Annotated in this window: 18 protein-coding genes; 10 read left to right on the forward strand and 8 right to left on the reverse strand. The window is 65.1% G+C overall.

Annotation, left to right across the window (positions count from 1 at the left end):
- Positions 1–79: 79 nt before the first annotated feature.
- The 6 genes from RYH74_RS07050 to RYH74_RS07075 all read right to left on the reverse strand — a co-directional run bounded on the left by RYH74_RS07050 (position 80) and on the right by RYH74_RS07075 (position 5,365).
- A complete protein-coding gene (locus tag RYH74_RS07050) occupies positions 80–862 on the reverse strand; it encodes an amino acid ABC transporter ATP-binding protein (RefSeq protein ID WP_025338831.1) in 783 nt (260 codons plus the stop codon).
- Between the two features lie 22 nt (positions 863–884).
- The gene (locus tag RYH74_RS07055) at positions 885–2,129 is read right to left on the reverse strand and encodes an NAD(P)/FAD-dependent oxidoreductase (RefSeq protein WP_085591540.1); all 1,245 of its coding nucleotides are present in this window, start codon (positions 2,127–2,129) and stop codon (positions 885–887) included.
- A gap of 16 nt (positions 2,130–2,145) precedes the next feature.
- Positions 2,146–2,856 carry an ABC transporter permease gene (locus tag RYH74_RS07060; RefSeq protein ID WP_025338833.1) on the reverse strand — a complete coding sequence of 237 codons (711 nt, stop codon included), beginning with the start codon at positions 2,854–2,856 and terminating at the stop codon, positions 2,146–2,148.
- Positions 2,853–3,572 carry an ABC transporter permease gene (locus RYH74_RS07065; protein WP_075044996.1) on the reverse strand — a complete coding sequence of 240 codons (720 nt, stop codon included), beginning with the start codon at positions 3,570–3,572 and terminating at the stop codon, positions 2,853–2,855. Before RYH74_RS07065 ends, RYH74_RS07060 begins: the two co-directional genes overlap by 4 nt.
- Positions 3,573–3,717: 145 nt before the next feature.
- Entirely contained in the window at positions 3,718–4,470 is a 753-nt protein-coding gene (locus RYH74_RS07070; RefSeq protein WP_075044997.1) for a transporter substrate-binding domain-containing protein, read from the reverse strand.
- Between the two features lie 22 nt (positions 4,471–4,492).
- Positions 4,493–5,365: a MurR/RpiR family transcriptional regulator gene (locus RYH74_RS07075; protein ID WP_025338835.1), complete on the reverse strand. Its 873-nt coding sequence runs from the start codon at positions 5,363–5,365 to the stop codon at positions 4,493–4,495.
- Between the two features lie 143 nt (positions 5,366–5,508).
- Between RYH74_RS07075 and RYH74_RS07080 the strand changes: the two genes are divergently transcribed.
- The 9 genes from RYH74_RS07080 to RYH74_RS07120 all read left to right on the forward strand — a co-directional run bounded on the left by RYH74_RS07080 (position 5,509) and on the right by RYH74_RS07120 (position 21,894).
- Positions 5,509–6,534, forward strand: coding sequence for an Ldh family oxidoreductase (locus tag RYH74_RS07080; RefSeq protein WP_317409146.1), 1,026 nt, complete (start codon positions 5,509–5,511; stop codon positions 6,532–6,534).
- A 234-nt stretch (positions 6,535–6,768) separates the two neighbouring features.
- Positions 6,769–7,965 carry an aromatic amino acid transaminase gene (locus RYH74_RS07085; RefSeq protein WP_063915003.1) on the forward strand — a complete coding sequence of 399 codons (1,197 nt, stop codon included), beginning with the start codon at positions 6,769–6,771 and terminating at the stop codon, positions 7,963–7,965.
- A gap of 295 nt (positions 7,966–8,260) precedes the next feature.
- The gene (locus tag RYH74_RS07090; protein WP_025338838.1) at positions 8,261–9,541 is read left to right on the forward strand and encodes a serine/threonine transporter; all 1,281 of its coding nucleotides are present in this window, start codon (positions 8,261–8,263) and stop codon (positions 9,539–9,541) included.
- A 166-nt stretch (positions 9,542–9,707) separates the two neighbouring features.
- The gene (tpx, locus tag RYH74_RS07095; protein ID WP_025338839.1) at positions 9,708–10,208 is read left to right on the forward strand and encodes a thiol peroxidase; all 501 of its coding nucleotides are present in this window, start codon (positions 9,708–9,710) and stop codon (positions 10,206–10,208) included.
- 342 nt (positions 10,209–10,550) lie between these two features.
- Entirely contained in the window at positions 10,551–11,873 is a 1,323-nt protein-coding gene (locus RYH74_RS07100) for an MdtA/MuxA family multidrug efflux RND transporter periplasmic adaptor subunit (protein WP_317409147.1), read from the forward strand.
- Complete coding sequence (locus RYH74_RS07105; protein ID WP_317409148.1) at positions 11,870–14,968, forward strand: MdtB/MuxB family multidrug efflux RND transporter permease subunit; 3,099 nt, start codon at positions 11,870–11,872, stop codon at positions 14,966–14,968. The genes RYH74_RS07100 and RYH74_RS07105 overlap by 4 nt, the downstream gene beginning before the upstream one ends.
- A complete protein-coding gene (locus RYH74_RS07110; RefSeq protein ID WP_085617032.1) occupies positions 14,965–18,072 on the forward strand; it encodes an efflux RND transporter permease subunit in 3,108 nt (1,035 codons plus the stop codon). The genes RYH74_RS07105 and RYH74_RS07110 overlap by 4 nt, the downstream gene beginning before the upstream one ends.
- On the forward strand, positions 18,069–19,556 hold the full coding sequence (locus tag RYH74_RS07115) for an efflux transporter outer membrane subunit (protein ID WP_286101751.1): 1,488 nt from the start codon (positions 18,069–18,071) through the stop codon (positions 19,554–19,556). Before RYH74_RS07110 ends, RYH74_RS07115 begins: the two co-directional genes overlap by 4 nt.
- A gap of 247 nt (positions 19,557–19,803) precedes the next feature.
- Entirely contained in the window at positions 19,804–21,894 is a 2,091-nt protein-coding gene (locus RYH74_RS07120) for a putative bifunctional diguanylate cyclase/phosphodiesterase (RefSeq protein WP_286101752.1), read from the forward strand.
- Here the strand turns inward: RYH74_RS07120 and RYH74_RS07125 are convergent.
- Together RYH74_RS07125 and RYH74_RS07130 are read right to left on the reverse strand one after the other, a co-directional pair.
- Complete coding sequence (locus RYH74_RS07125) at positions 21,891–22,151, reverse strand: DUF1652 domain-containing protein (RefSeq protein WP_013972974.1); 261 nt, start codon at positions 22,149–22,151, stop codon at positions 21,891–21,893. The genes RYH74_RS07120 and RYH74_RS07125 overlap by 4 nt on opposite strands.
- 274 nt (positions 22,152–22,425) lie before the next feature.
- Positions 22,426–23,073 (reverse strand): DUF1345 domain-containing protein, encoded by a 648-nt coding sequence (locus RYH74_RS07130; RefSeq protein WP_075045003.1) that lies wholly within the window; start codon positions 23,071–23,073, stop codon positions 22,426–22,428.
- 402 nt (positions 23,074–23,475) lie between these two features.
- Between RYH74_RS07130 and pgm the strand changes: the two genes are divergently transcribed.
- Entirely contained in the window at positions 23,476–25,113 is a 1,638-nt protein-coding gene (gene pgm / locus RYH74_RS07135; protein WP_085591513.1) for a phosphoglucomutase (alpha-D-glucose-1,6-bisphosphate-dependent), read from the forward strand.
- Positions 25,114–25,127: the final 14 nt, after the last annotated feature.

A 25,127-nucleotide genomic window follows, 5' to 3' on the forward strand; every position in this document is an offset into this window, starting at 1 on the left:
CACCGGGCTTGAAAGCTGCAGATACCCTGTGGGAGCTGGCTTGCCGGCGATAGGGCCAGTACAGGCATAACTCCATTACTCAGTGCAGTATCTGCGCCAGGAACCCCTTGGCCCGCTCGGTACGCGGCTGGTTGAAGAACACCTGCGGCGGGCTGTCTTCGATGATCTGCCCGCCCTCGAGGAACAGCACCCGCTCGGCCACTTGGCGGGCAAAGCCCATTTCATGGGTGACGCAAAGCATGGTCATGCCAGTGCCGGCCAGCTGCACCAGCACATCCAGCACCTCGGCGACCATCTCCGGGTCAAGCGCCGAGGTGGGCTCGTCGAACAGCATGATCCGCGGCTTCATGCACAGCGCCCGGGCAATCGCCACGCGTTGCTGCTGGCCGCCGGACAGCTGGCTGGGGTACTTGTGCGCCTGGCTTTCGATGCCGACCTTGCTCAGGTACATGCGCGCCCGCTCCTCGGCGTCCTTGCGCGACAACCCGCGCACGCTGGTGGGGGCCAGCAGGCAGTTGTCGAGCACGCTCATGTGCGGGAACAGGTTGAAGTGCTGGAACACCATGCCGATGTCGCTGCGCACCTGCGCCGCTTCGCGGGTGGTGGATGCCAGGTCGATGCCATCCACCTTGATGCTGCCCTGCTGGGCCACTTCCAGGCGGTTGATGCAGCGGATCAGGGTCGACTTGCCCGAGCCGGACGGCCCGCACAGCACGATGCGTTCGCCTTCGCGCACCTGCAGGTCGATGTCGCGCAGCACGTGGAACGCGCCGTAGTGCTTGTTCAGGCCTTCGATGCGGATCAGCACCGGGCGTGGGTCGGGTTCGGGGGCAAGGGTGGCAAGGCTCAGTGGTGCGGTCATCTTGTTGTTCTCCCGCAGGGGTTCAGTCGAAACGAGTCGCGCTGTAGGGCGCGGGGTCGGTGAAGGGGCGTTCGCCGGTGACCAGTTCGGCCACCAGCCGGCCGCTGACCGGGCCCAGGGTGAGGCCGTGGTGGGCGTGGCCGAAGTTGAACCACAGCCCCGGGTGGCGCGGCGCCGGGCCGATCACCGGGCGCATGTCGGGCAGGCATGGGCGGCGGCCCAGCCAGGGGGTGTCGTCCAGGCGCTCGCCAAGGGCCGGGAACAGCTTGCGCGCCAGGGCTTCGCAGCGGCCCAGCTGGATCTGGTTGCCCGGCGCGCTGCTGGCGTCGAACTCGATGCCGGTGGTCAGGCGCACGCCGCGAGCCATTGGCGCCAGCACGTAGCCGCCCTGGGTGTCGCAGATGGAATGCTCCAGTTGCGCGCCGTCACGGGTGCTGTAGTGCATGTGGTAGCCACGCTTGATAGCCAGCGGGATCTGGTAGCCAAGGCCGCTGAACAGGTCGGCCGACTGCGGGCCGAGGCAGGCCACCACCTCGTTGGCGGTGATCGGGCCGCGGCGGCTGTCGACCCGCCATTGGCCGTCGACCTGGCGCAGGCTGCGCGCATCGCCATGCAGGAACTGCCCGCCGCGCTGCGTGAACAGGGTGGCGTAGCCGCGGGTGAGGGCGCCGGGGTTGTTCACGGTCTTGGGGTCGAGCCAGTGAATGCCGCCGACCACGCTGGCGTCCAGCTGGTGCTCGCGGGCCTGCAATTGCCCGCATTCGAGGATTTCGAACTGCAGGCCATAACGGCTCAGGCCCTTGGCGTCGGCCTTGGCCTGCTCGAACAGCGCCGGGTCACGGAACACTTCGATCCAGCCTTTGGCCTGCACCAGCCCTTCCAGGCCGGCGGCAGCAATGAATGCGTCGTGCTCCTCGACGCAGCGCTGCACCAGCGGCAGCATGTCGGCGGCGGCCCCGGCCAGGCGACCGGGGGCCGACTGGCGCCAGTAGCGCCACAGCCAGGGGGCGGCCTTGGGCAGGTGCAGCAGGCTGTAGCGCACATCGGGCTGGCGGTTCAGGCCATAGCGCAGCAGCGCGCCCAGTTGCCGCGGGAAGGCATAGGGGATCACGCTGGAGCGCTCGATCAGCCCGGCATTGCCGTGGCTGGTGCCGCTGCCCGGTTCGTCGCGGTCGATCAGGATCACCTGGCGCCCGCGGGCCTGCAGGTGCAGGGCGGTGCTGACGCCGACGATGCCGGCGCCGAGGACAAGGGTCTGGCAATGCATGGAACGTATCCTTCGGTCAGTTCAGGTGGCGGCCCAGGCGGGCTTCCAGGTGTTTCAGCAGGCGCCGCACCAGTTCGACGATCAGCAGGTAGAGCACGGCGGCCCACAGGTAGATCTGGAAGTCGAAACTGCGCGAGAAGGCCAGTTTGGTCACGCCCATCAGGTCGTAGATGGTCACCAGCGAGGCGATCGCGCTGGCCTTGATCATCAGGATCAGTTCGTTGCCCAGCGGGCCGATGGCCACCAGCAGCGACTGCGGCAGGATCACCTTGAAGAAGGTGGTCGAGCGCTTCAGGTTCAGCGCCCGCGCCGCCTCATGCTGGCCGGGGGCGACGGCCATCAGGCTGCCGCGGAAGATTTCGGCCTGGTAGGCGGCGGTGTTCAGGGTGAACGCCAGCAGCGTGCAGAACCACGCCTCGCGGAAGAACCACCACAGGCCGACGTCCTGCCAGAAGCCCTTGAGCGAGCCCAGGCCGTAATACAGCAGGAACAGCTGGGCCAGCAGCGGCGAGCCGCGGAAGAAGTACACGTAGCCGGCGGCCATGCGCTGCAGCAGCAGGCTGCGCGACATGCGCGCCAGGGCCAGCAACAGGCCGAGTACGGCACCCAGGCTGAAGGAAATCGCCACCAGCTTGGCCGTTACCAGCAGGCCATCGAGGAAGCGCGGGCCGTAGCGGTCCAGCAGGTCGGGGTCGAGGACCAGCGCCAGCAGTTGTTCGAAGCTCATGCGCGTGCTCCTTGCAGGTGGCGGTTGCTGCGCCGTTCGATGAAGGCGAACACGCGCCCGGAAATGGCGGCGAACAGCAGGTAGCCCAGGCAGGCCACGCCATAGAAGAACATCGGCTCCTTGGTCACGCTGACGGCCAGGTTGGTCTGGCGCATCAGGTCGACCAGCGAGATAGTCGAGACCAGCGAGGTGTCCTTGAGCAGCGACAGCCAGTTGTTGGACAGGCCGGGCAGGGCGATGCGGGTCAGTTGCGGCAGCAGCACCTTGAAGAAACCGGTGCGCTTGCTCAGGCCCAGCGCCGAGCAGGCTTCCAGCTGGCCCTTGGGTAGGGTCTTGAAGGCTGCCAGCCAGATCTCGCTGGAGAACGCGGCGAACACCAGGCTGAAGGCGATCATCGCGGCGAGGAAGGTATTGATCAGGAACTCACCCTGGTAGCCCATGGCTGCGAGGATCTTCTGTGCGGCGATCTGGCAGCCGTAATAGATGATCAGTAGCGTCAGCAGTTCGGGCAGGCCACGGAACACGGTGGAGAAGGTGGTGGCCCAGGCGCGCGGCAAGCGCTTGCGCGAGCGTGCAGCAAGGGCGACGACCAGGCCCAGCGGCAGGCCGATGGGCAGGCAGGCCAGGGCCAGGGAAAGGGTGACCAGCGCGCCGGCCAGCAGCGCCTGGCCCCAGCCTCCACTGGCGAAGGACAGCAAGGACAATTGATCGAGCATGACGAACACCTTGTGTTGACCTTACCGGCCTCATCGCCGGCAAGCCGGCTCCCACAGGTACACCTCTGTTCTTCAGGTCAGTGAGCTACCTGTGGGAGCTGGCTTGTCGGCGATAGGGCCCGGTCAGGCAATGAGGCCTTGAAGGTCAGTTGTAGATATCGAAAGCGAAGTACTTGCTGGCGATCTTCTGGTAGGTGCCGTTGGCGACGATCTGCTGCAGCGCGGTGTTCAGGCGCTGGCGCAGGGCTTCGTCGTCCTTGCGCACGGCAATGGCGGCATCGGCCTTGGTGTCGGCCACGTCACCGAGGATCTTGCAGCAGTCCCCGCCGTTCTTGGTCATCCACTCGTGCAGCGGGAATTTGTCGGCAATCACCCCGTCCAGGCGGCCGGCGGCCAGGTCGGCGTTGGCTTCGTCCATGGTCGGGTACAGTTTCACGTCGGCACCGGCCTTGGCGTAGACGTCTTCGGCGTAGATGGCCTGGGTAGAGGACGACTGGGCGCCAACGGTGTAGCCGTCGAAGGTGGTCTGGGCGTCGCTGATCTTGCTGTCCTTGGCCACGGCGACGGTCAGCGGGGTGCGGTAGTAGTGGTCGGTGAAGGCGATTTTCTTGCGCCGTTCTTCGGTGTTGATCATCGATGCGACCACCGCGTCGTATTTGCGTGCCATCAGCGCCGGAATGATGCCTTCCCAGTCCTGGGCCACCAGCGTGCACTCGACTTTCATCTGCTCGCACAGGGCGTGGGTGATGTCGACGTCGAAGCCGTGCAACTGATTATTGGCGTCGACATAGTTGAAGGGCGGGTAGGCGCCCTCGGTGGCGAAGCGCAGGGTTTCGGCACTGGCGGCACCCGACAGCAGCAGGGCGCACGCACCCACCAAGGCCATGGTCTTGTTCATCTCGCACCTCATTGCACTCTTGCTATTGTTGTTTTCCCGTCGACCACGAGGTGTAGCCGACGAATTCGTTATGTAGAGCGGCAGTTGCTTCCAAGCGTTTTTCAACATCCGGCCCGAGCTTCTTGCAGACCTCGTTGACCATCAGGTGCACCCACGACAGCATGGTCGAGGTGGACTCCCAGAACAGGTTGAACTCGGTGGGAATGCGGAACACCTCGTCGGCGTTGGCATCGGCCCAGTCACAGAAGGGGTCGGTCACCAGGGTGACCGCAATGCCAGCCTCGCGTGCCTTCTGGCACAACAGCAGGGCATGGCGGGAATAACGGCGGGCTTCGAACACCACCAGGGCGCTGTCTTCGGCGCGGCCCAGCAATACTTCGCCAAAGTGCCCGGCACTCATATCCACCAGCTGCACGCCATCGCGCAGGTACTGCAGCAGGTGGCTCATGCACATGGCGATGCCGCGCTCGGTCTGGAAGCCGGCGATGAATACCCGCTGCTTGCTTGCCAGGCGCTGGGCGACGCTGTGCCAGGCGCTGCTCTGGCGATACTCGTGCACGCGCACCAGGGCGGCGATTTCCAGCTCCAGGCTGCCGGCGTTGTCGCTGGCGTCCTGGTTCTGGCGGTAATCTTGCAGGCGGTCGCCCACCAGCCACGGGCCATCGCCCAGGTCGTTCTGCAGGTCTTGCTTCAACGCCTTGAGATGGGCATAACCCAATGAGCGGCAGAAACGGCCAACGCTGGATTCGCTGACGCCCAGCTTGACGGCAATGCTGGCCGAGGTCTGGAACGGCAGTTCATGCAGGTTGGCGAGCATGTAGCTGGCGATCTTGCGGCCCGAAGCAGCGGCCCCTTCGAGGCTGTTTTCCAGGCGTTGCTTGATCGGTTGGCTCATGCTGCGGCTCCAGGGGTAAGGCTTGCGAAAGAAAATGGCTGTTTTCTGTCATCAAGTCAACATTTGACAGATAGCTGTCACATGCAGGAAAGTTTTTGTCGTTGCAACGCTGTAGCCATTCCAATTCCAACAAGGAGCTTCAGATGTCGGCACCTTCCACCAGCACCGTCGTGCGTGTGCCTTTTACCGAGCTGCAGGGCCTGTTGCAGAGGATCTTCCAGCGCCATGGCTGCAGCGAAAGCGTGGCCCGGGTGCTGGCCCACAACTGCGCCAGCGCCCAGCGCGATGGTGCCCATAGCCATGGGGTGTTCCGCATGCCTGGCTATGTTTCGACATTGGCCAGCGGCTGGGTCGATGGCCAGGCCACGCCGAAGGTCAGCGACGTGGCGCCCGGTTATGTTCGCGTCGATGCCGCAGGCGGTTTCGCCCAGCCGGCGCTGGCGGCGGCCCGTGAACTTCTGGTGGCGAAGGCGCGCAACGCTGGTATCGCCGTGCTGGCGATCCACAACTCGCACCACTTCGCCGCGCTGTGGCCGGATGTGGAGCCATTCGCCGACGAAGGCCTGGTAGCCCTGAGCGTGGTCAACAGCATGACCTGCGTGGTGCCGCACGGCGCCCGCAAGCCGCTGTTCGGCACCAACCCCATCGCCTTTGCCGCACCTTGCGCCGAACATGACCCGATCGTCTTCGACATGGCCACCAGCGCCATGGCCCATGGCGACGTGCAGATTGCCGCGCGCGCTGGCCAGCAATTGCCGCAGGGCATGGGGGTGGATGCCAATGGTGAGCCGACCACCGACCCCAAGGCGATTCTGGAAGGCGGCGCCTTGCTGCCATTTGGCGGGCACAAGGGCTCGGCCTTGTCGATGATGGTCGAGTTGCTGGCGGCGGCGCTGACCGGCGGGCATTTCTCCTGGGAGTTCGACTGGTCGGGGCACCCGGGGGCGAAGACGCCGTGGACCGGGCAGCTGATCATCGTCATCGACCCGAACAAGGCCGAGGGCGTGCGGTTTGCCCAGCGCAGCCGCGAACTGGTCGAGCAGATGCAGGCGGTAGGGCTGACGCGCATGCCGGGCGAGCGGCGTTACCGCGAGCGCGAGGTGGCCGAGGAGGAGGGGGTGGCGTTGACCGAGCAGGAGTTGCAAGGCCTGAAAGAGCTGCTTGGCTGACCTGGCCCTATCGCCGGCAAGCCAGCTCCCACAGGTACACCACAAACCTCAAGGCCTGTGGTGTACCTGTGGGAGCTGGCTTGCCGGCGATGAGGCCCTCACTGCCTGCGCCAATCCTCAGCCATGCAATGTTGCATAGACAACCTTGCACAATAGTTGATGTTCCTGAGCCCGCACTCCGGGTATGCTCAGGGCTGCCTTTTCGAACTGTCCTGATCCAAGGAGCTGCACGCTGTGTTCAAACATGTCGATGCCTATGCCGGCGACCCGATCCTCTCGTTGATGGAAACCTTCAAGGCCGACCCGCGCGCCGACAAGGTCAACCTGAGTATCGGCCTGTACTACGATGAGGCCGGCGTGGTGCCGCAACTGGCGGCTGTGGATGCGGTGGAAAAACGCATCGCCGGCCAGGACCACGAAGCCTCGCTGTACCTGCCGATGGAAGGCCTGGCCAGCTATCGCCAGGCGATCCAGGCACTGCTGTTCGGTGCCGATCACCCAGCCGTGACCGGCGGGCGCGTGGCCACCGTGCAGACCGTGGGCGGTTCCGGCGCCCTCAAGGTCGGTGCCGACTTCCTCAAGCGCTACTTCCCGCAGTCCGAAGTCTGGGTCAGCAACCCGACCTGGGACAACCACCGCGCCATCTTCGAAGGCGCCGGCTTCAAGGTGCACACCTACCCGTACTTCGACCAGGCCACCCGTGGCGTGGACTTCGACGGCATGCTGGCCACCCTGCAGACCCTGCCGGCCAACAGCGTGGTGCTGCTGCACCCGTGCTGCCACAACCCCACCGGCGCCGACCTGGAACAGCACCAGTGGCAACAGGTGGTTGAAGTGGTCAAGGCACGCCAGCTGATCCCGTTCCTCGACATCGCCTACCAGGGCTTCGCCGAAGGCCTGGTGGAAGACGCCTACGCCATCCGTGAAATGGCCCGCGCCGGCGTGCCGTGCCTGGTCAGCAACTCGTTCTCGAAGATCTTCTCGCTGTACGGCGAGCGTGTCGGCGGCCTGTCGGTGGTCTGCGACGATGACGCCACTGCCCAGAGCGTGCTCGGCCAGCTCAAGGCTACCGTGCGCCGCAACTACTCCAGCCCGCCCAACTTCGGCGCCCAGCTGGTTGCTGGCGTGCTCAGCGATGCCGCCCTCAATGCCCAGTGGGCCGAGGAAGTCGAAGTGATGCGCAAACGTATCCTCGACATGCGCCAGGCGCTGGTCGATGCCCTGGCCGTGCTGCTGCCAGGCCAGGACTTCCAGTTCTTCCTGCGCCAGCGCGGCATGTTCAGCTACACCGGCTTCAGCGTCGAGCAGGTGCGCCGCCTGCGTGACGAGTTCGGCGTGTACCTGATCGACAGCGGTCGCGTATGCATGTCCGGCCTGCGCCCGGCCAACCTGCAACGGGTTGCCGAAGCCTTCGCCGCCGTCCAGAAGTAACACCGCACGGGGCCGCTTTGCGGCCCTTTCGCCGGCAAGCCGGCTCCCACAGAGATAGCGCTAGGCTCAAGCACTGCGCGGTCGGTGTGGGAGCCGGCTTGCCGGCGATCAGGCTGCACGCAGCCTCTGGTTGCAATCCGCTTGTAAAGACAAGTGCAACCGCTCCTCGGAAAAGGGCTTCGCAAGTGCAACCTTTCCGTGCACAATCGCGCTCCCTTTTTCGGTTGAGTTGGGCGAAACGTCTATTTCGCCATTCTCAGCCTGTTGCAGTCTTGCGAGTGGAGCTTCACCCGGAATGAATGAGCAGGCCCCAAGCGTTGAACAACGCTTTGCAGAATCGACCCCCGCCACTCTCGGCAGCTGGTCGCGTCACGACACCACCTGGATGCTGGGCCTGTTCGGCACAGCGATCGGCGCCGGAACCCTGTTCCTGCCGATCAACGCCGGCCTTGGCGGCTTCTGGCCGTTGCTGATCCTGGCCATACTGGCCTTCCCGATGACCTATTTCGCTCACCGCGGGCTGACCCGTTTCGTCCTTTCCGGGCGCAATGACGGCGATATCACCGAGGTGGTCAAGGAGCACTTCGGCATTACCGCCGGCGCCTCGATCACCGTGCTGTACTTCTTCGCGATCTTCCCGATCCTGCTTATCTATAGCGTGGCGCTGACCAACACCGTGTCCAGCTTCATGGAGCACCAGCTGCACATGCAGCCGCCGCCACGGGCCATCCTGTCGTTCGTGCTGATCCTCGGCCTGCTGGCCATCGTGCGCTGCGGGGAGCAGGCCACGGTCAAGGTCATGAGCCTGCTGGTCTACCCGTTCATCGTCGCCCTGGCATTGCTGGGCCTGTACCTGGTGCCGCACTGGACCGGTGGCATTCTCGACAGCGCCACCCAGGTGCCACCGGCCTCGGCCTTCCTGCATACCCTGTGGCTGGCGATTCCGGTGATGGTGTTCTCGTTCAACCACTCGCCGATCATCTCCGCCTTTGCCGTCGACCAGAAGCGCCGCTACGGCGAGCATGCCGATGAGCGTAGCGGCCAGATCCTGCGCCGTGCCCACCTGCTGATGGTGGTGATGGTGCTGTTCTTCGTGTTCAGCTGCGTGCTCACCCTGAGCAGCGCCCAGCTGGCCGAGGCCAAGGCGCAGAACCTGTCGATCCTGTCCTACCTGGCCAACCACTTCAGCAACCCGACCATCGCGTTCGCTGCACCGCTGATTGCTTTCGTGGCCATCGCCAAGTCGTTCCTCGGCCACTACATCGGCGCCAGCGAAGGCCTGAAAGGCATCATCACCAAGGCCGGTGCTCGCCCGAGCGCCAAGGCCCTGGACCGCGTGGTCGCCGCGCTGATGCTGGTGGTGTGCTGGATCGTCGCCACCCTCAACCCAAGCATCCTCGGCATGATCGAGTCGCTCGGTGGCCCGATCCTCGCGGTGCTGCTGTTCCTGATGCCGATGTACGCCATTCGCCGCGTGCCATCCATGCGCAAGTACAGCGGTGCTGCCTCCAACGTGTTCGTGGTGGTAGTCGGCCTGGTTGCGCTGACCTCGGTGGTATACGGCCTGCTGGGCTGATACGCCATCTGCAACAGTAATGCCCGGGTCGCTTGTTGCCACCCGGGCATTTTTTTGTCCACAAGAATTGTCCGGCAACAGAACAATTTCACCTGCCCCCATAGGCACCCGGCCGCCTTCATGCTTAACTCAGTGTCCTTTTCAAACCCCGCATAAGGATTTCGTCATGGCTCAAGTGACTCTCAAAGGCAACCCGGTTCAGGTCAACGGCGAACTGCCGAAAACCGGCGCCCAGGCTCCGGCTTTCTCCCTGGTAGGTGAAGGCCTGGCTGACAAGTCGCTGAAAGACTACGCCGGCAAGCGCAAGGTGCTGAACATCTTCCCGAGCGTCGACACCCCGACCTGCGCTACCTCCGTGCGCAAGTTCAACGCCCAGGCCAACGATGTGGCCAACACCGTGGTGCTGTGCATCTCCGCCGACCTGCCGTTCGCCCAGGCACGCTTCTGCGGCGCCGAAGGCCTGGACAACGTGAAGAACCTGTCGACCCTGCGTGGCCGCGAGTTCCTCGAAAACTACGGCGTGGCCATCGCCGATGGCCCGCTGGCCGGCCTGGCTGCCCGTGCCGTGGTGGTGCTGGACGAAAACGACAAGGTGCTGCACAGCGAGCTGGTTGGCGAAATTGCTGACGAGCCGAACTACGATGCAGCGCTGGCTGTGCTGAAGTAAGGGTTGTGGGGTAGGTCGGCTGAGTCCTGTACCGGCCTCTTCGCGGGTAAACCCGCTCCCACAGGTACGGCACAGGTTTCAAAAGCTGTGATATCCCTGTGGGAGCGGGTTTACCCGCGAAGGGGCCGGCACAGGCAACCGAAACCTTTCAGCCCGCCACCGCTCCAAGCAACACCCTGTAAACGGCCCGGAACGCGTTCCGGGCCGTTTTCATTTAAAGTTCAACCCCTTGGCAACGTCAGGCAAAGGTAAACCTCTGGTAAAGGCGCTTTGCTAAAACGATGCCAGTGCTTATCGTTCATCCTCCCCAAGTCGTCATTCCGAACAAGGTTCGTTCAACCCATGCAAGCGTCCAATTCCCGTTTCCCTCGTCGCTGGCTCGTAGGCCTGCTGATCCTGCTGCTGGTGGCTGCACTGGCCTGGTGGCTGTGGCCCGCAGCGGCGCCTGCGCCTAAAGAAGCCGGTGGCGGGCGCGGTGGCAAGGGCATGGGCATGATGGGCGGTCGCCCGGGCTTCGGCGGCTCCAGCGACCCGGTGCCGGTGCGCGTCGAGCCGGTGCGGGTGGGCGACTTCCCGCTGTACTACAAGGCCCTGGGCACCGTCACCGCGACCAACACCGTCAACGTGCGCAGCCGCGTGGCTGGCGAGCTGGTCAAGATCCACTTCAAGGAAGGCCAGCAGGTCAAGGCCGGCGACCTGCTCGCCGAGATCGACCCGCGCTCGTACCGCATCGCCCTGCAACAGGCCGAAGGCACCCTGGCGCAGAACCAGGCGCAGCTGAAGAACGCCCAGGTCGACCTGGCCCGCTATAAAGGCCTGTACGCCGAAGACAGCATCGCCAAGCAAACCCTGGACACCGCCGAAGCGCAGGTGGCGCAGTTCCAGGGGCTGGTGAAGACCAACCAGGCGCAGGTCAACGACGCCCGCCTGAACCTCGATTTCACCCAGATCCGCGCGCCGATCAATGGCCGCGTGGGCCTGCGCCAGCTCGACCTGGGCAACCTGGTGGCGGCCAACGACACCACCGCGCTGGTGGTGATCACCCAGACCGAGCCGATCAGCGTTGCCTTCACCTTGCCGGAAACCGAGTTGAGCACCGTGCTGGAACGCTACCGCAGCGGCGCCAGCCTGCCGGTCGAGGCCTGGGACCGCAGTGACAGCAAGCTGCAGTCCACCGGCGTGCTGGGCAGCATCGACAACCAGATCGACACCACCACCGGCACCCTCAAGTTCAAGGGCCGCTTCGAGAACAAGGACCTGGCCCTGTTCCCCAACCAGTTCGTCAACGTGCGCCTGCTGGCCGACACCCTCAAGCAGGTGACCATGGCCCCGGCGGCGGCCATCCAGTTCGGCAACGACGGCTCCTTCGCCTACGTGGTCAATGACCAGAACACGGTCAACATCCGCAAGCTCAAGGTCGGCGCCAGCGACGGCGAGAACAGCGTCATTCTCGAGGGCCTGAAGGCCGGCGACCGCCTGGTGCTGGAAGGCACCGACCGCCTGCGCGAAGGCACCAAGGTGGAAGTGGTCGAAGACAGCTCGCAAGTGCCGACCACCCCGGGCCAGCACCTGCAAGGCCAGGAAGCCAAGGGTTCGGCAAGCGCTGGTGATGTGCAGCCCGGTAAAGCCCAGCCTGGTAGCGCAGCAGGCAAGGCGGGCGCATGAACCTCTCGCGTCTGTTCATCCTGCGGCCGGTTGCCACCACGCTGAGCATGCTGGCCATCGTCCTGGCCGGCCTGATCGCCTACAAGCTGCTGCCGGTTTCCGCCTTGCCGCAGGTGGATTACCCGACCATCCGGGTCATGACCCTGTACCCCGGTGCCAGCCCGCAGGTCATGACCAGCGCCGTTACCGCACCGCTGGAACGCCAGTTCGGGCAGATGCCGGGCCTGGAGCAGATGGCTTCGACCAGCTCCGGCGGCGCCTCGGTGCTGACCCTGCGCTTCAACCTCGACATGAACATGGACGTTGCCGAGCAACAGGTGCAGGCCGCGATCAACGCCGCCAGCAACCTGCTGCCCAGCGACCTGCCGGCGCCGCCGGTGTACAACAAGGTCAACCCGGCCGACACCCCGGTGCTGACCCTGGCCATCTCCAGCAAGACCATGCCGCTGCCCAAGCTCAACGACCTGGTCGATACCCGCGTGGCCCAGAAGCTCGCGCAGATCAGCGGTGTGGGCATGGTCAGCATCGCCGGCGGCCAGCGCCAGGCGGTGCGGATCAAGGTCAACGTCGATGCCCTGTCCGCCAACGGCCTGAACCTGGAGGACGTACGCACCCTGATCGGCGCCTCCAACGTCAACCAGCCCAAGGGCAACTTCGACGGCCCGACCCGGGTGTCGATGCTCGATGCCAACGACCAGCTGCGCTCTCCTGAGGAGTACGCCAACCTGATCCTGGCCTACAACAACGGTGCACCGCTGCGCCTGAAGGACGTCGCGGAAATCGTCGACGGCGCCGAAAACGAGCGCCTGGCTGCCTGGGCCAATGAAAACCATGCGGTGCTGCTGAACATCCAGCGCCAGCCGGGCGCCAACGTCATCGAAGTGGTCGACCGCATCAAGGCCCTGCTGCCGTCGATCACCGACAACCTGCCGGCCGGCCTGGATGTTTCGGTACTCACCGACCGCACCCAGACCATCCGCGCCGCGGTCAAGGACGTGCAGCACGAACTGCTGATCGCCATCGCCCTGGTGGTTATGGTCACGTTCGTGTTCCTGCGCCGTTTCAGTGCCACCCTCATTCCGTCGATCGCCGTGCCGTTGTCGCTGATCGGCACCTTCGGCGTGATGTACCTGGCCGGCTTCTCGGTCAACAACCTGACGCTGATGGCCCTGACCATCGCCACCGGTTTCGTGGTCGACGACGCCATCGTCATGCTGGAGAACATCTCCCGGCACATCGAGGAGGGCGAAACGCCCATGCAGGCTGCGCTCAAGGGCGCCCGGCAAATCGGCTTCACCCTGATCTCGCTGACCTTCTCGCTGATTGCGGTACTGATCCCGCTGCTGTTCATGGCCGATGTGGTCGGCCGCCTGTTCCGCGAGTTCGCCATTACCCTGGCGGTGGCCATCCTGATTTCCCTGGTGGTATCGCTGACCCTCACGCCGATGATGTGCGCGCGCCTGCTCAAGCGTGAGCCCAAGGAAGAGGAACAGGGCCGGTTCTACCGCGCCAGTGGCGCCTGGATCGACTGGCTGATCAGGCACTACGGCAGCGCCCTGCAGTGGGTACTCAAGCGCCAGCCGCTGACGCTGCTGGTGGCCGTGGCCAGCCTGGCGCTCACCGTATTCCTGTACATGGTGGTGCCCAAGGGCTTCTTCCCGGTGCAGGACACCGGGGTGATCCAGGGCATTTCCGAAGCGCCGCAGTCCACCTCGTTCGCCGCCATGAGCGAACGCCAGCAAGCCCTGAGCAAGGTGATCCTGCAGGACCCGGCGGTGCAGAGCCTGTCGTCCTACATCGGTGTCGATGGCGACAACGCCACGCTCAACAGCGGCCGCCTGCTGATCAACCTCAAGCCCCATGGCGAGCGTGATGTCACTGCCAGCGAGGTGATCAACCGCCTGCAGCCGCAACTCGACCGGCTGGTGGGCATCCGCCTGTTCATGCAGCCGGTGCAGGACCTGAGCATCGAAGACCGGGTCAGCCGTACCCAGTACCAGTTCAGCCTGTCGTCGCCGGACGCCGACCTGCTGGCGCAGTGGAGCGGCAAGCTGGTGCAGGCGCTGCAGCAGCGCCCGGAACTGGCCGACGTGGCCAGCGACCTGCAGGACAAGGGCCTGCAGGTGTACCTGGTGATCGACCGCGACATGGCCAGCCGCCTGGGCATCAGCGTGTCGCAGATCACCAACGCCCTGTACGACGCCTTCGGCCAGCGCCAGATCTCGACCATCTACACCCAGGCCAGCCAGTACCGCGTGGTGCTGCAGTCGCAGGATGCGGCGGTGATCGGCCCGCAGGCGCTGGAGTCGATCCACGTCAAGGCCACCGATGGCGGCCAGGTGCGCCTGTCGGCGCTGGCGCGCATCGAGCAGCGCCAGGCCCAGCTGGCCATTTCCCACATTGGCCAGTTCCCGGCGGTGACCTTGTCGTTCAACCTGGCCCACGGCGCTTCGCTGGGCGAGGCGGTGCAGGTGATCGAGCAGGTGCAGAAGGACATCGGCATGCCGCTGGGCGTGCAAACCCGCTTCCAGGGCGCGGCGGAAGCCTTCCAGGCATCGCTGTCGAGCACCTTGCTGTTGATCCTGGCGGCGGTGGTGACCATGTACATCGTGCTGGGCGTGCTGTACGAGAGCTACATCCACCCGGTGACCATTCTTTCGACCCTGCCGTCGGCGGCGGTCGGCGCCTTGCTGGCCTTGCTCATCAGCGGTAACGACCTGGGCATGATCGCCATCATCGGCATCATCCTGCTGATCGGCATCGTCAAGAAGAACGCGATCATGATGATCGACTTCGCTCTCGAAGCCGAGCGCCAGCAGGGCATGAGCCCGCGTGATGCCATCTACCAGGCGGCGCTGCTGCGCTTCCGGCCGATCCTGATGACCACCCTGGCCGCGCTGTTCGGCGCCGTGCCGCTGATGCTCGCCACCGGTTCCGGCGCCGAGCTGCGCCAGCCGCTGGGCCTGGTGATGGTCGGCGGGCTGCTGGTCAGTCAGGTGCTGACGCTGTTCACCACCCCGGTCATCTACCTGTACTTCGACCGCCTGGCCCGCCGCTGGCGCCCGGCCACTGACGTGAAGCAGGCCGAGGCATGAACCTGTCCGGTCCTTTCATCCGTCGCCCGGTGGCGACCATGCTGTTGAGCCTGGCGATCATGCTGCTGGGCGGGGTCAGCTTCGGCCTGCTGCCGGTGGCGCCGCTGCCGCAAATGGACTTCCCGGTGATCGTGGTGTCGGCCAACCTGTCCGGCGCCAGCCCGGAAGTGATGGCCTCCACCGTGGCCACGCCGCTGGAGCGCAAGCTGGGCAGCATTGCCGGCGTGACCACCCTGACCAGCAGCTCCAACCAGGGCTCCACACGGGTGATCATCGGCTTCGAGATGGGCCGCGACATCGACGGTGCGGCGCGCGAGGTGCAGGCGGCGATCAACGCCACCCGCAACCTGCTGCCCAGCGGTATGCGCAGCATGCCCACCTACAAGAAGATCAACCCGTCGCAGGCACCGATCATGGTGCTGTCGCTGACCTCGGACGTGCTGCAGAAGGGCCAGCTGTACGACCTGGCCGACACCATCCTGTCGCAGAGCCTGGCCCAGGTGCCCGGGGTAGGGGAGGTGCAGATCGGCGGCAGTTCGTTGCCGGCAGTGCGCATTGCCGTGGAGCCGCAATTGCTCAACCAGTACGGCCTGTCGCTCGATGAAGTGCGCACTGCGGTGTCCAACGCCAACCAGCGCCGGCCGATGGGCTTTGTCGAGGACGCCGAGCGCAACTGGCAGGTGCGTGCCAACGACCAGCTGGAAAGCGCCAAGGACTACGAGCCCGTGGTGATCCGCCAGCAGAACGGCACCATCCTGCGCCTGTCCGACGTGGCGACCATCACCGACGGTGTCGAGAACCGCTACAACAGCGGCTTCTTCAATGACCAGAGCGCGGTGCTGCTGGTGGTCAACCGCCAGACCGGCGCCAACATCATCGAAACAGTCGACCAGATCAAGGCGCAGCTGCCGGCCCTGCAGTCGCTGCTGCCGGCCAGCGTGCAACTGAACGTGGCCATGGACCGCTCGCCAGTGATCAAGGCAACCCTCAAGGAAGCCGAGCACACCCTGCTGATCGCCGTGGTGCTGGTGATCCTGGTGGTCTACCTGTTCCTCGGCAGCCTGCGGGCCTCGCTGATCCCCAGCCTGGCAGTGCCGGTGTCGCTGGTGGGCACCTTCGCGGTCATGTACCTGTGCGGGTTCTCGCTCAACAACCTGTCGCTGATGGCGCTTATTCTTGCCACCGGCCTGGTGGTGGACGACGCCATCGTGGTGCTGGAGAACATCTCCCGGCACATCGAGGACGGCCAGCCGCCGATGAAGGCGGCCTTCCTGGGTGCCAAGGAGGTGGGCTTCACCTTGCTGTCGATGAACGTGTCGCTGGTGGCGGTGTTCGTCTCCATCCTGTTCATGGGCGGCATCGTGCGCAACCTGTTCCAGGAGTTCTCCATCACCCTGGCGGCGGCGATCATCGTGTCGCTGGTGGTGTCGCTGACCCTCACGCCGATGCTGTGCGCCCGCTGGCTCAAGCCGCACCAGGCCGAGCAGAACCGCCTGCAGCGCTGGAGCGACCAGCTGCACCAGCGCATGGTCGATGCCTATGACCGCAGCCTGGGCTGGGCCTTGCGCCACAAGCGCCTGACGCTGATCAGCCTGCTGGCCACCATCGGCATCAACATCGCCCTGTACGTGGTGGTGCCCAAAACGCTGATGCCGCAGCAGGACACCGGCCAGCTGATGGGCTTCATCCGCGGCGACGACGGCCTGTCGTTCAGCGTGATGCAGCCGAAAATGGAAATCTACCGCCGCGCCTTGCTGGCCGACCCGGCGGTGCAGAGCGTTGCCGGCTTCATCGGCGGCAACAGCGGCACCAACAACGCCATGGTGCTGGTGCGCCTGAAACCGATCAACGAGCGCAAGATCGACGCGCAGAAGGTGATCGAGCGCCTGCGCAAGGAAATGCCCAAGGTACCCGGCGGGCGCCTGTTCCTGATGGCCGACCAGGACCTGCAACTGGGCGGCGGGGGCCGTGACCAGACCTCCTCGCAGTACCTGTACTCCCTGCAGAGCGGTGACCTGACGGCCCTGCGCGAATGGTTCCCGAAGGTGGTGGCGGCGCTGCGTGCACTGCCGCAACTGACGGCCATCGACGCCCGCGACGGTGCCGGCACCCAGCAGGTGACCCTGGTGGTCGACCGCGACCAGGCCAAGCGCCTGGGCATCGACATGGACATGGTCACCACGGTGCTGAACAACGCCTACAGCCAGCGCCAGATCTCCACCATCTACGACAGCCTCAACCAGTACCAGGTAGTGCTGGAGATCAACCCGAAGTACGCCTGGGACCCGAGCACCCTCGAGCAGGTACAGGTGATTACCGCCGACGGTGCCCGCGTACCGCTCTCGACCATTGCCCACTACGAGAACAGCCTGGCCAACGACCGGGTCAGCCACGAAGGCCAATTCGCCGCCGAAAGCATCGCCTTCGACGTCGCCGAAGGCTACAGCCCCGACCAGGCCATGGCGGCGCTGGAGCGTGCGGTGGCCAAGCTGGGCTTGCCCGAGGAAGTGATCGCCAAGCTTGGTGGTACCGCCGATGCCTTCGCCAAGACCCAGGAAGGCCAGCCGCTGATGATCCTTGGCGCGCTGGTGCTGGTCTACCTGGTGCTGGGCATCCTCTACGAAAGCTACATTCACCCGCTGACCATCCTCTCGACACTGCCCTCGGCCGGCGTCGGTGCCTTGCTGGCGCTGTACGTCACCGGCGGCGAGTTCAGCCTGATCTCGCTGCTGGGGCTGTTCCTGCTGATCGGCGTGGTGAAGAAGAACGCCATCCTGATGATCGACCTGGCCTTGCAGCTGGAGCGCCACCAGGGCCTGACACCGGAAGAGTCGATCCGCCGGGCCTGCCTGCTGCGCCTGCGGCCGATCCTGATGACTACCCTGGCGGCCATCCTCGGTGCCTTGCCGCTGCTGCTGAGCCGCGCCGAAGGTGCGGAAATGCGCCAGCCACTGGGCCTGACCATCATTGGCGGCCTGGTGTTCAGCCAGATCCTCACCCTTTACACGACACCGGTGGTCTACCTGTACCTGGACCGCCTGCGTCACCGTTTCAACCGTTGGCGTGGCGTGCGCACCGACGCCGCCCTGGAAACCCCGCTATGACTTTTGCCCAGACCCCACTTCACCGCGCCCTGCAGACGCTGACCCGTGGGCGTGGCTCGCGCCTGCTCGGCGCCGGGTTGTGCGTCGCCTTGCTCAGCGCCTGCACCCTGAGCCCGGACTACCACCGCCCGGAGCTGAGCAGCACGGCGCAGTTCAAGCACGCCGAAGGCTGGACCCAGGCCACGCCGTCCGATGCCATCGCCCGCGGCGCCTGGTGGGAAATCTACGGCGATGCCGGGCTCAATGCGCTGGTCGAAGAGCTCAACCGCAGCAACCAGACCGTGGCGCAATCGGAGGCCCAGTACCGCCAGGCCCAGGCGCTGGTGCGCAGCAGCCGGGCGGCACTGTTCCCCAGCCTGGACCTGAGCGTCAGCAAGAACCGCTCGGCCCAGGGCACCGGCAGCTCCAGCTCGAGCCTGTCCAACAACAGCAGCGGCATTCGCAACACCTACAACGCCCAGCTCGGCGTCAGCTGGGAAATCGACCTGTGGGGCAAACTGCGCGAAACCCTCAATGCCAACGAAGCCAGTGCCGAAGCCAGCCTGGCCGACCTGGCCTCGATCCGCCTCAGCCAGCAGTCGGAACTGGTGCAGAACTACCTGCAGTTGCGGGTGATCGACGAGCAGAAGCGCCTGTTGGAAGCCACCGTGGCAGCTTATGAGCGTTCCCTGCGGATGAACGAAAACCAGTACCGCGCCGGCGTCGCCGGCCCGGATGCGGTGGCCCAGGCGCGTACCCAGCTCAAGAGCACCCAGGCCGACCTGATCGACCTGATCTGGCAGCGCGCGCAGTTTGAGAACGCCATTGCCGTGTTGCTGGGCAAGGCCCCGGCGGACTTCGCCCTGGCCGACAGCAAGGCCATTCCGGCGCTGCCGCAAATTCCGGTGGCCTTGCCTTCGCAGTTGCTGGAGCGACGCCCGGACATCGCTGCGGCCGAGCGCAACGTGATGGCTGCCAACGCCAACATCGGCGTGTCGCGGGCGGCGTACTTCCCGGACCTGAGCCTGAGCATGAGTGGCGGTTACTCCAGCAGCAGCTTCAGCAACTGGATCGAACTGCCCAACCGCTACTGGTCGGTGGGCCCGCAGCTGGCGCTGACCTTGTTCGACGCTGGCAAGCGCAGTGCCGAGGTGGACCGTACGGTGGCGGTGTATGACCAGACCGTGGCGCAGTACCGCCAGACCGTGCTCGACGGCTTCAAGGAAGTGGAAAACCTGCTGGTGCAGTTGAAGGTGTATGGCGATGAGGCGGTGGTGCGCCAGGAGGCACTGGATGCCGCGCGCGAGTCGCTGCGCCTGACCGAGAACCAATACCGCGCCGGGCTGATCGGCTACCTGGATGTGGTCAACGTGCAGACCACGGCGCTGAGCAACGAGCGCAGTGTGTTGAACCTGCTGCAGGGGCGCCTGGTGGCAAGCGTGCAGCTGGTTGCCGCGCTGGGTGGTGGTTGGGATGCGGAACAGGCGTTTGCCGAGCAGGATTGATTGGGCCTCTAGTACAGCGAATTGCTGTACCGGCCCCATCGCCGGCAAGCCGGCTCCCACAGGTACTGTGCAAGCCCTGAGGTCGATGCGGTCGAGGTGGGAGCCGGCTTGCCGGCGATGGGCTGCGCAGCAGCCCCATGCGGGCTTTGGATCCATTCCCATTCGCAAAAACCCCGTGCGTTTCGCCTAAGCTTGAGTACAATCGTCAGCTTTTTCCGGGCCTCCCGTCCCGTCGCTGGAACTCCCAATGCTGACCGGTAGCTACTCCTCTTCGCTGGTGTTGATTTCGCTGTGCGTGGCGATCCTGGCGTCCTATACCGCCCTTGACCTGACCGGCCGCATTGCCACGGCCAAAGGCCGGGCTGCCTGCCTGTGGATGGGGGGTGGCGCGCTGGCCATGGGCATCGGCGTGTGGTCGATGCACTTCATCGGCATGCTCGCCTTCAGCCTGCCCATCGACCTGGGCTACGACCTTGCCCTGACCGCGTTCTCGCTGCTGATTGCCGTGTTGTCCTCGGGCTTTGCCTTGTGGCTGGTCAGCCAGCCGAGCCTGCCGTGGCAGCAGCTGGCGTTTGGCGCGCTGATCATGGGCGCCGGCATCGCCTGCATGCACTACACCGGCATGGCCGCGCTGCGCATGCTGCCGGGCATCGACTATGACCCGACGCTGTTTGGGGCCTCGCTGCTGATTGCCGTGGGCGCCTCGGCAGCGGCCTTGTGGATCGCCTTCCGGCTGCGCGCGCACACCCCTTATGTCCGGCAGATTCGCGGCCTGGCGGCGGTGGTGATGGGCTTTGCCATCGTCGGCATGCATTACACCGGCATGGCTGCGGCGAATTTCCCCGAAGGCAGCTTCTGCGGTGCGCTGGCCGGGGGAGGCCTGCAAGGCGACGGCCTGGTCTACCTGGTGCTGATCACCACCCTGGCGGTACTGGCGGTAGCCTTGCTCACCTCGGTGCTGGACGCCCGCCTGGAGGCACGCACCGCCGAGCTGGCCCGTTCGCTGACCCTGGCCAACCAGGAACTGACCCAGCTGGCCCTGCACGACACCCTCACCGACCTGCCCAACCGTACTTTGCTGGCCGACCGCATCGAGCAGGCCATCGCCAAGGTAGCGGAGCAGGGCGGCTGCTTTGCCCTGATGTTCATCGACCTGGACGGCTTCAAGCCCGTCAACGATGCCTTCGGCCACCACGTCGGCGACTTGCTGCTCAAGGCAGTGGCGACACGCCTGCGCGGGCACCTGCACAGCCAGGACACGCTGGCGCGCATCGGCGGCGACGAATTCGTGCTGCTGGTGCAGCTGCGCGAGCCGAACGATGCCATGGATGTGGCGGTCAAGCAGGTCAACCTGGTATCACGGCCGTTCCGCGTGGCCGAGCATGACCTGCAGCTGACGGCGAGCCTGGGCATCGTCCTGTACCCGGGCAATGGCCAGGACCAGCACGAGCTGTTGCGCAATGCCGACGCCGCCATGTACCACGCCAAGAGCGCCGGCAAGAATGGCTACAGCTTCTTCGACGTGTCGATGAACAGCAACGCCCGCCAGCAATTGCAGCTACTGCAGGATCTGCGCCAGGCCCTGGAGCAGCGCCAGTTCCGCCTGCACTACCAGCCCAAGTTCGACGCCCAGAATTGCCAGCCGATCGGTGCCGAGGCCTTGCTGCGCTGGGAGCACCCGCAGCAGGGCCTGTTGCTGCCCGACCGTTTCATCGGCCTGGCGGAAAAGACCGGCCTGATCATTCCCATTGGCGAATGGGTGCTCATCGAGGCCTGCCGGCAGATGCGCCAGTGGCTGGACCAGGGGCACCACGGCTGGCGCATGGCGGTGAACCTGTCTGCCATCCAGTTCTGCCATGCCGGGCTGGTCGAAAGCGTGGCCCGGGCCCTGCAGCAGAACAGCCTGCCGGCCAACTGCCTGACCCTGGAAATTACCGAAACCACCGCCATGCACGACGCCGATGCCAGCCTGACGGTGCTGCAGCGGCTGTCCGACATGGGCGTGGACCTGTCCATCGATGACTTTGGCACCGGCTATTCCAGCCTGATGTACCTCAAGCGCCTGCCGGCCAACGAGCTGAAGATCGACCGCGGTTTCGTGCGCGACCTGGAGCAGGACAGCGACGATGCGGCGATCGTTTCGGCAATCGTGGCGCTGGGCCAGGCGCTGGGCCTGCGCATCGTCGCCGAAGGGGTGGAGACTGACAGGCAGCAGGACTTCCTGACCCGCCTGGGCTGCGATTCGCTGCAAGGCTACCTGCTGGGCCAGCCGGTGCCGGCCGAGCAGTTCATGGGCAAGTTGCAGGCCATGCGCCAGGAAAGTACCGCAGCGGGCTAGACCGCGTCGCGCAGGGTGAAGGCGGGCATGAAGGTATCCATCTCCGCCTCGACGGCCTCGATGATGCGCTCTACATCGGCGGCGGCCATGATCGCCGAGCAGGGGATGCCGGCAATCGCCAGCAGGGTTTCGCCGGTGGCGCGGTCGAACAGCCGCGCGACCATGCTGCGCGGCGCATCCATGCTGGCTTCGAAGCCCAGCGGGTGGAAATGCCAGCGCATCACCTGGCAGGCGTTGGGGAACGTCATCTTGTTCATGCCAGCCTCCTTGTCCGTACCTGGACGTGGTGAGCGAGTGGCCACATCGATGCGGCCGCCGGGAAAGTAACCATAGCACCTGCCACGGAGCATTCTCGGCTGCAAATACGACAAATGTGCTAATGCATGACAGCGGTCACATCCTTGTCATGGAGGGAATTTGGCGCAGGGCCGCAAGGCAAACGTTTTCCCGGCATGTTGACGGCAGATAACCCGCCAGGTTCTGCCACTTTGATCGACATTCCTGCGCGATGTTTTCGGACGAGCGGTGCGATCAGCCAAGCAGCCCGGCAGCGATGTTGATGGTGAACCCCAGAATCGCGGTATTGAAAACGAACCCCACCAGCGAATGCGCCAGCACCACCCGCCGCAGGTCCCGCCCGGCGACGCCCACATCGGAGGTTTGCACGGCCATGCTGATGGTGAACGAAAAGTAGTGAAAGTCCCAGTAATCGGGGTTGCGTTCGCCATCGGTGAAGCGCAGCGGCGGTTCGTGGTTTTGTCCGGTATAGAACAGCCGGGCGTAGTGCAGGCTGAAAATGCAGCCGATCAGCAGCCAGGAGCCAGCCACGGTCAGGCCGGTATAGAGGTAGTGCAGGGCCAGCGCCGTGCCTTGCAGGCCACGGCTGGACACCAGTTGCAAGGTGACGGCGGCGAGGCTGGCGATGGCGGCGATGCACACGGTAAGCAGGACCAGGCCGGCGTTTTCGTCTTCGACACGGGCGATCTTGCGCACCTTTTCCGCATTGGCGCTCAAGCTCAGGTAGAGCACCAGCAGCAGGTAAAGCCACACGCCAAGGTTCCAGCCGGCGAGGATGTGCTGAACGCTGTCGCCGGCAGGGATCAGCCAGGCGCCGAGCAGGCCGACCACAGTGGCGATGCTCAGGCGCGGGTGGGTGTGGGTCAGGCGGTGAAAAGCCATGGAACCTCGTTTTCGGGGGTATGGGTACCACTCTAGACGGTCATTACAGAGATGAGGGGCATGCCCGGGTCCATTGTGGGAGCGGGCGAGCCCGCGAAGCAGGCACCGCGGTGGCTGGCAAGTACCCTCTGGGAGCACCTGTTTTGCTCAAATTCCAAAAAGTTGGCGCGATCCCTGTGGGAGCGGCCTTGTGTCGCGAAAGGGCTGCAAAGCAGCCCCGGCAATTTCAACTGTTGCGCATCAATCCTGGGGCCGCGTTGCGGCCCTTTCGCGACACAAGGCCGCTCCCACAGGGTATGCGGTGTACTCACTGATTCTTTGCTGCCGCCCATCGCGCAGCAAAGCAACTCTCAGTAAACTGCACGCTCCAACACCAACATCTGTTGAACTCGAGGTTTCTGCATGACGCTCAGTCCTTTGGCAGGCAAGCCGGCTCCGGCCAGCGTGCTGGTCGATATTCCCCGACTGCTCACCGCCTACTACACCGGCCGCCCCGACGCTGCCGTGGCGGCCCAGCGGGTGGCCTTCGGCACCTCGGGGCACCGTGGCACTTCGCTTGAATTGAGCTTCAACGAGTACCACGTCCTGGCCATTACCCAGGCCATCTGCCTGTATCGCCAGGAGAAGGGCATCGATGGCCCGCTGTTCATCGGCGCCGACACCCACGCACTGTCGGCACCGGCTACTGCCAGCGCCTTGGAAGTGCTGGCGGCCAATGGCGTGCAGGTAATGCTGTCCAAGGACGACGAATACACGCCGACGCCGGCTGTTTCCCATGCCATCCTCTGCCACAACCGTGGCCGCCAGCAGGGCCTGGCCGACGGCATCGTCATCACCCCGTCGCACAACCCGCCGCAGAGCGGTGGCTTCAAGTACAACCCGCCCAATGGCGGCCCGGCCGACAGCGATGTGACCAAGTGGATCGAGGCCAAGGCCAACGAACTGCTGGCCGCTGACCTGGCGGGCGTCAAGCGCATGGACCACGCCCAGGCGTTGCAGGCATCCACCACCCAGCGCCACGACTACGTGAGCAACTACGTGGCCGACCTGGAAAACGTCATCGACTTCGACGTCATCCGCAGCGCCAAGCTGCGCCTGGGCGTCGACCCGCTGGGCGGGGCAGGGGTGCGCTACTGGTCGGCGATTGCCGAGCATTACCAGTTGGACCTGGAAGTGGTGAACACCGAGGTTGACCCGACCTTCCGCTTCATGACCGTCGACTGGGACGGCCAGATCCGCATGGACCCGTCCTCGCCCTATGCCATGCAGGGCCTGATCGGCCTGCGCGAACGCTTCGACGTGGCCTTCGCCTGCGACCCCGACCACGACCGCCATGGCATCGTCACCCCCGATGGCCTGCTGCAGCCGAACAACTACCTGGCCGTGGCCATCGACTACCTGTACCGCCACCGCCCGCAATGGCGCAGCGATGCCGCCGTCGGCAAGACCGTGGTCTCCAGCGGCCTGATCGACCGCGTCACCCAGCGCCTGGGCCGTGAGCTGTACGAAGTGCCGGTGGGCTTCAAGTTCTTCGCCCAGGGCCTGTTCGACGGCACGCTGGGCTTTGGTGGCGAGGAAAGCGCGGGGGCTTCGTTCCTGCGCCGCGATGGCTCGGTCTGGGCCACCGACAAGGACGGGTTGATCCCGGCCTTGCTGGCTGCCGAGATGACTGCCCGCACCGGGCGCAACCCGAGCCAGGCCTACGCCGATCTGACCGAGGCGCTGGGCAAGCCGTTCGCCACCCGTGTCGAAGCCAAGGCCGATGCCCGGCAAAAGGCTTTGTTGAGCAAGCTGGCGCCGGAGCAGGTGAAGTCGACCGAGTTGGCGGGTGAGCCGATCGTGCAGATCCTCAGCCATGCACCGGGCAACGGCCAGGCGATTGGCGGGCTGAAGGTGATGACCGCCAATGGCTGGTTCGCTGCGCGCCCTTCGGGCACCGAGGACATCTACAAGATCTACGCCGAAAGCTTCATCGACGAGGCGCACCTGCAGCGCTTGGTGCAGGAAGCGCAGGTGCTGGTGGATGCGGCGATTGCCTGACAGGTAACAAACCG

The organism is Pseudomonas sp. LSJ-87, from assembly GCF_032971465.1.
Taxonomy (GTDB): Bacteria; Pseudomonadota; Gammaproteobacteria; order Pseudomonadales; family Pseudomonadaceae; genus Aquipseudomonas; species Aquipseudomonas putida_Z.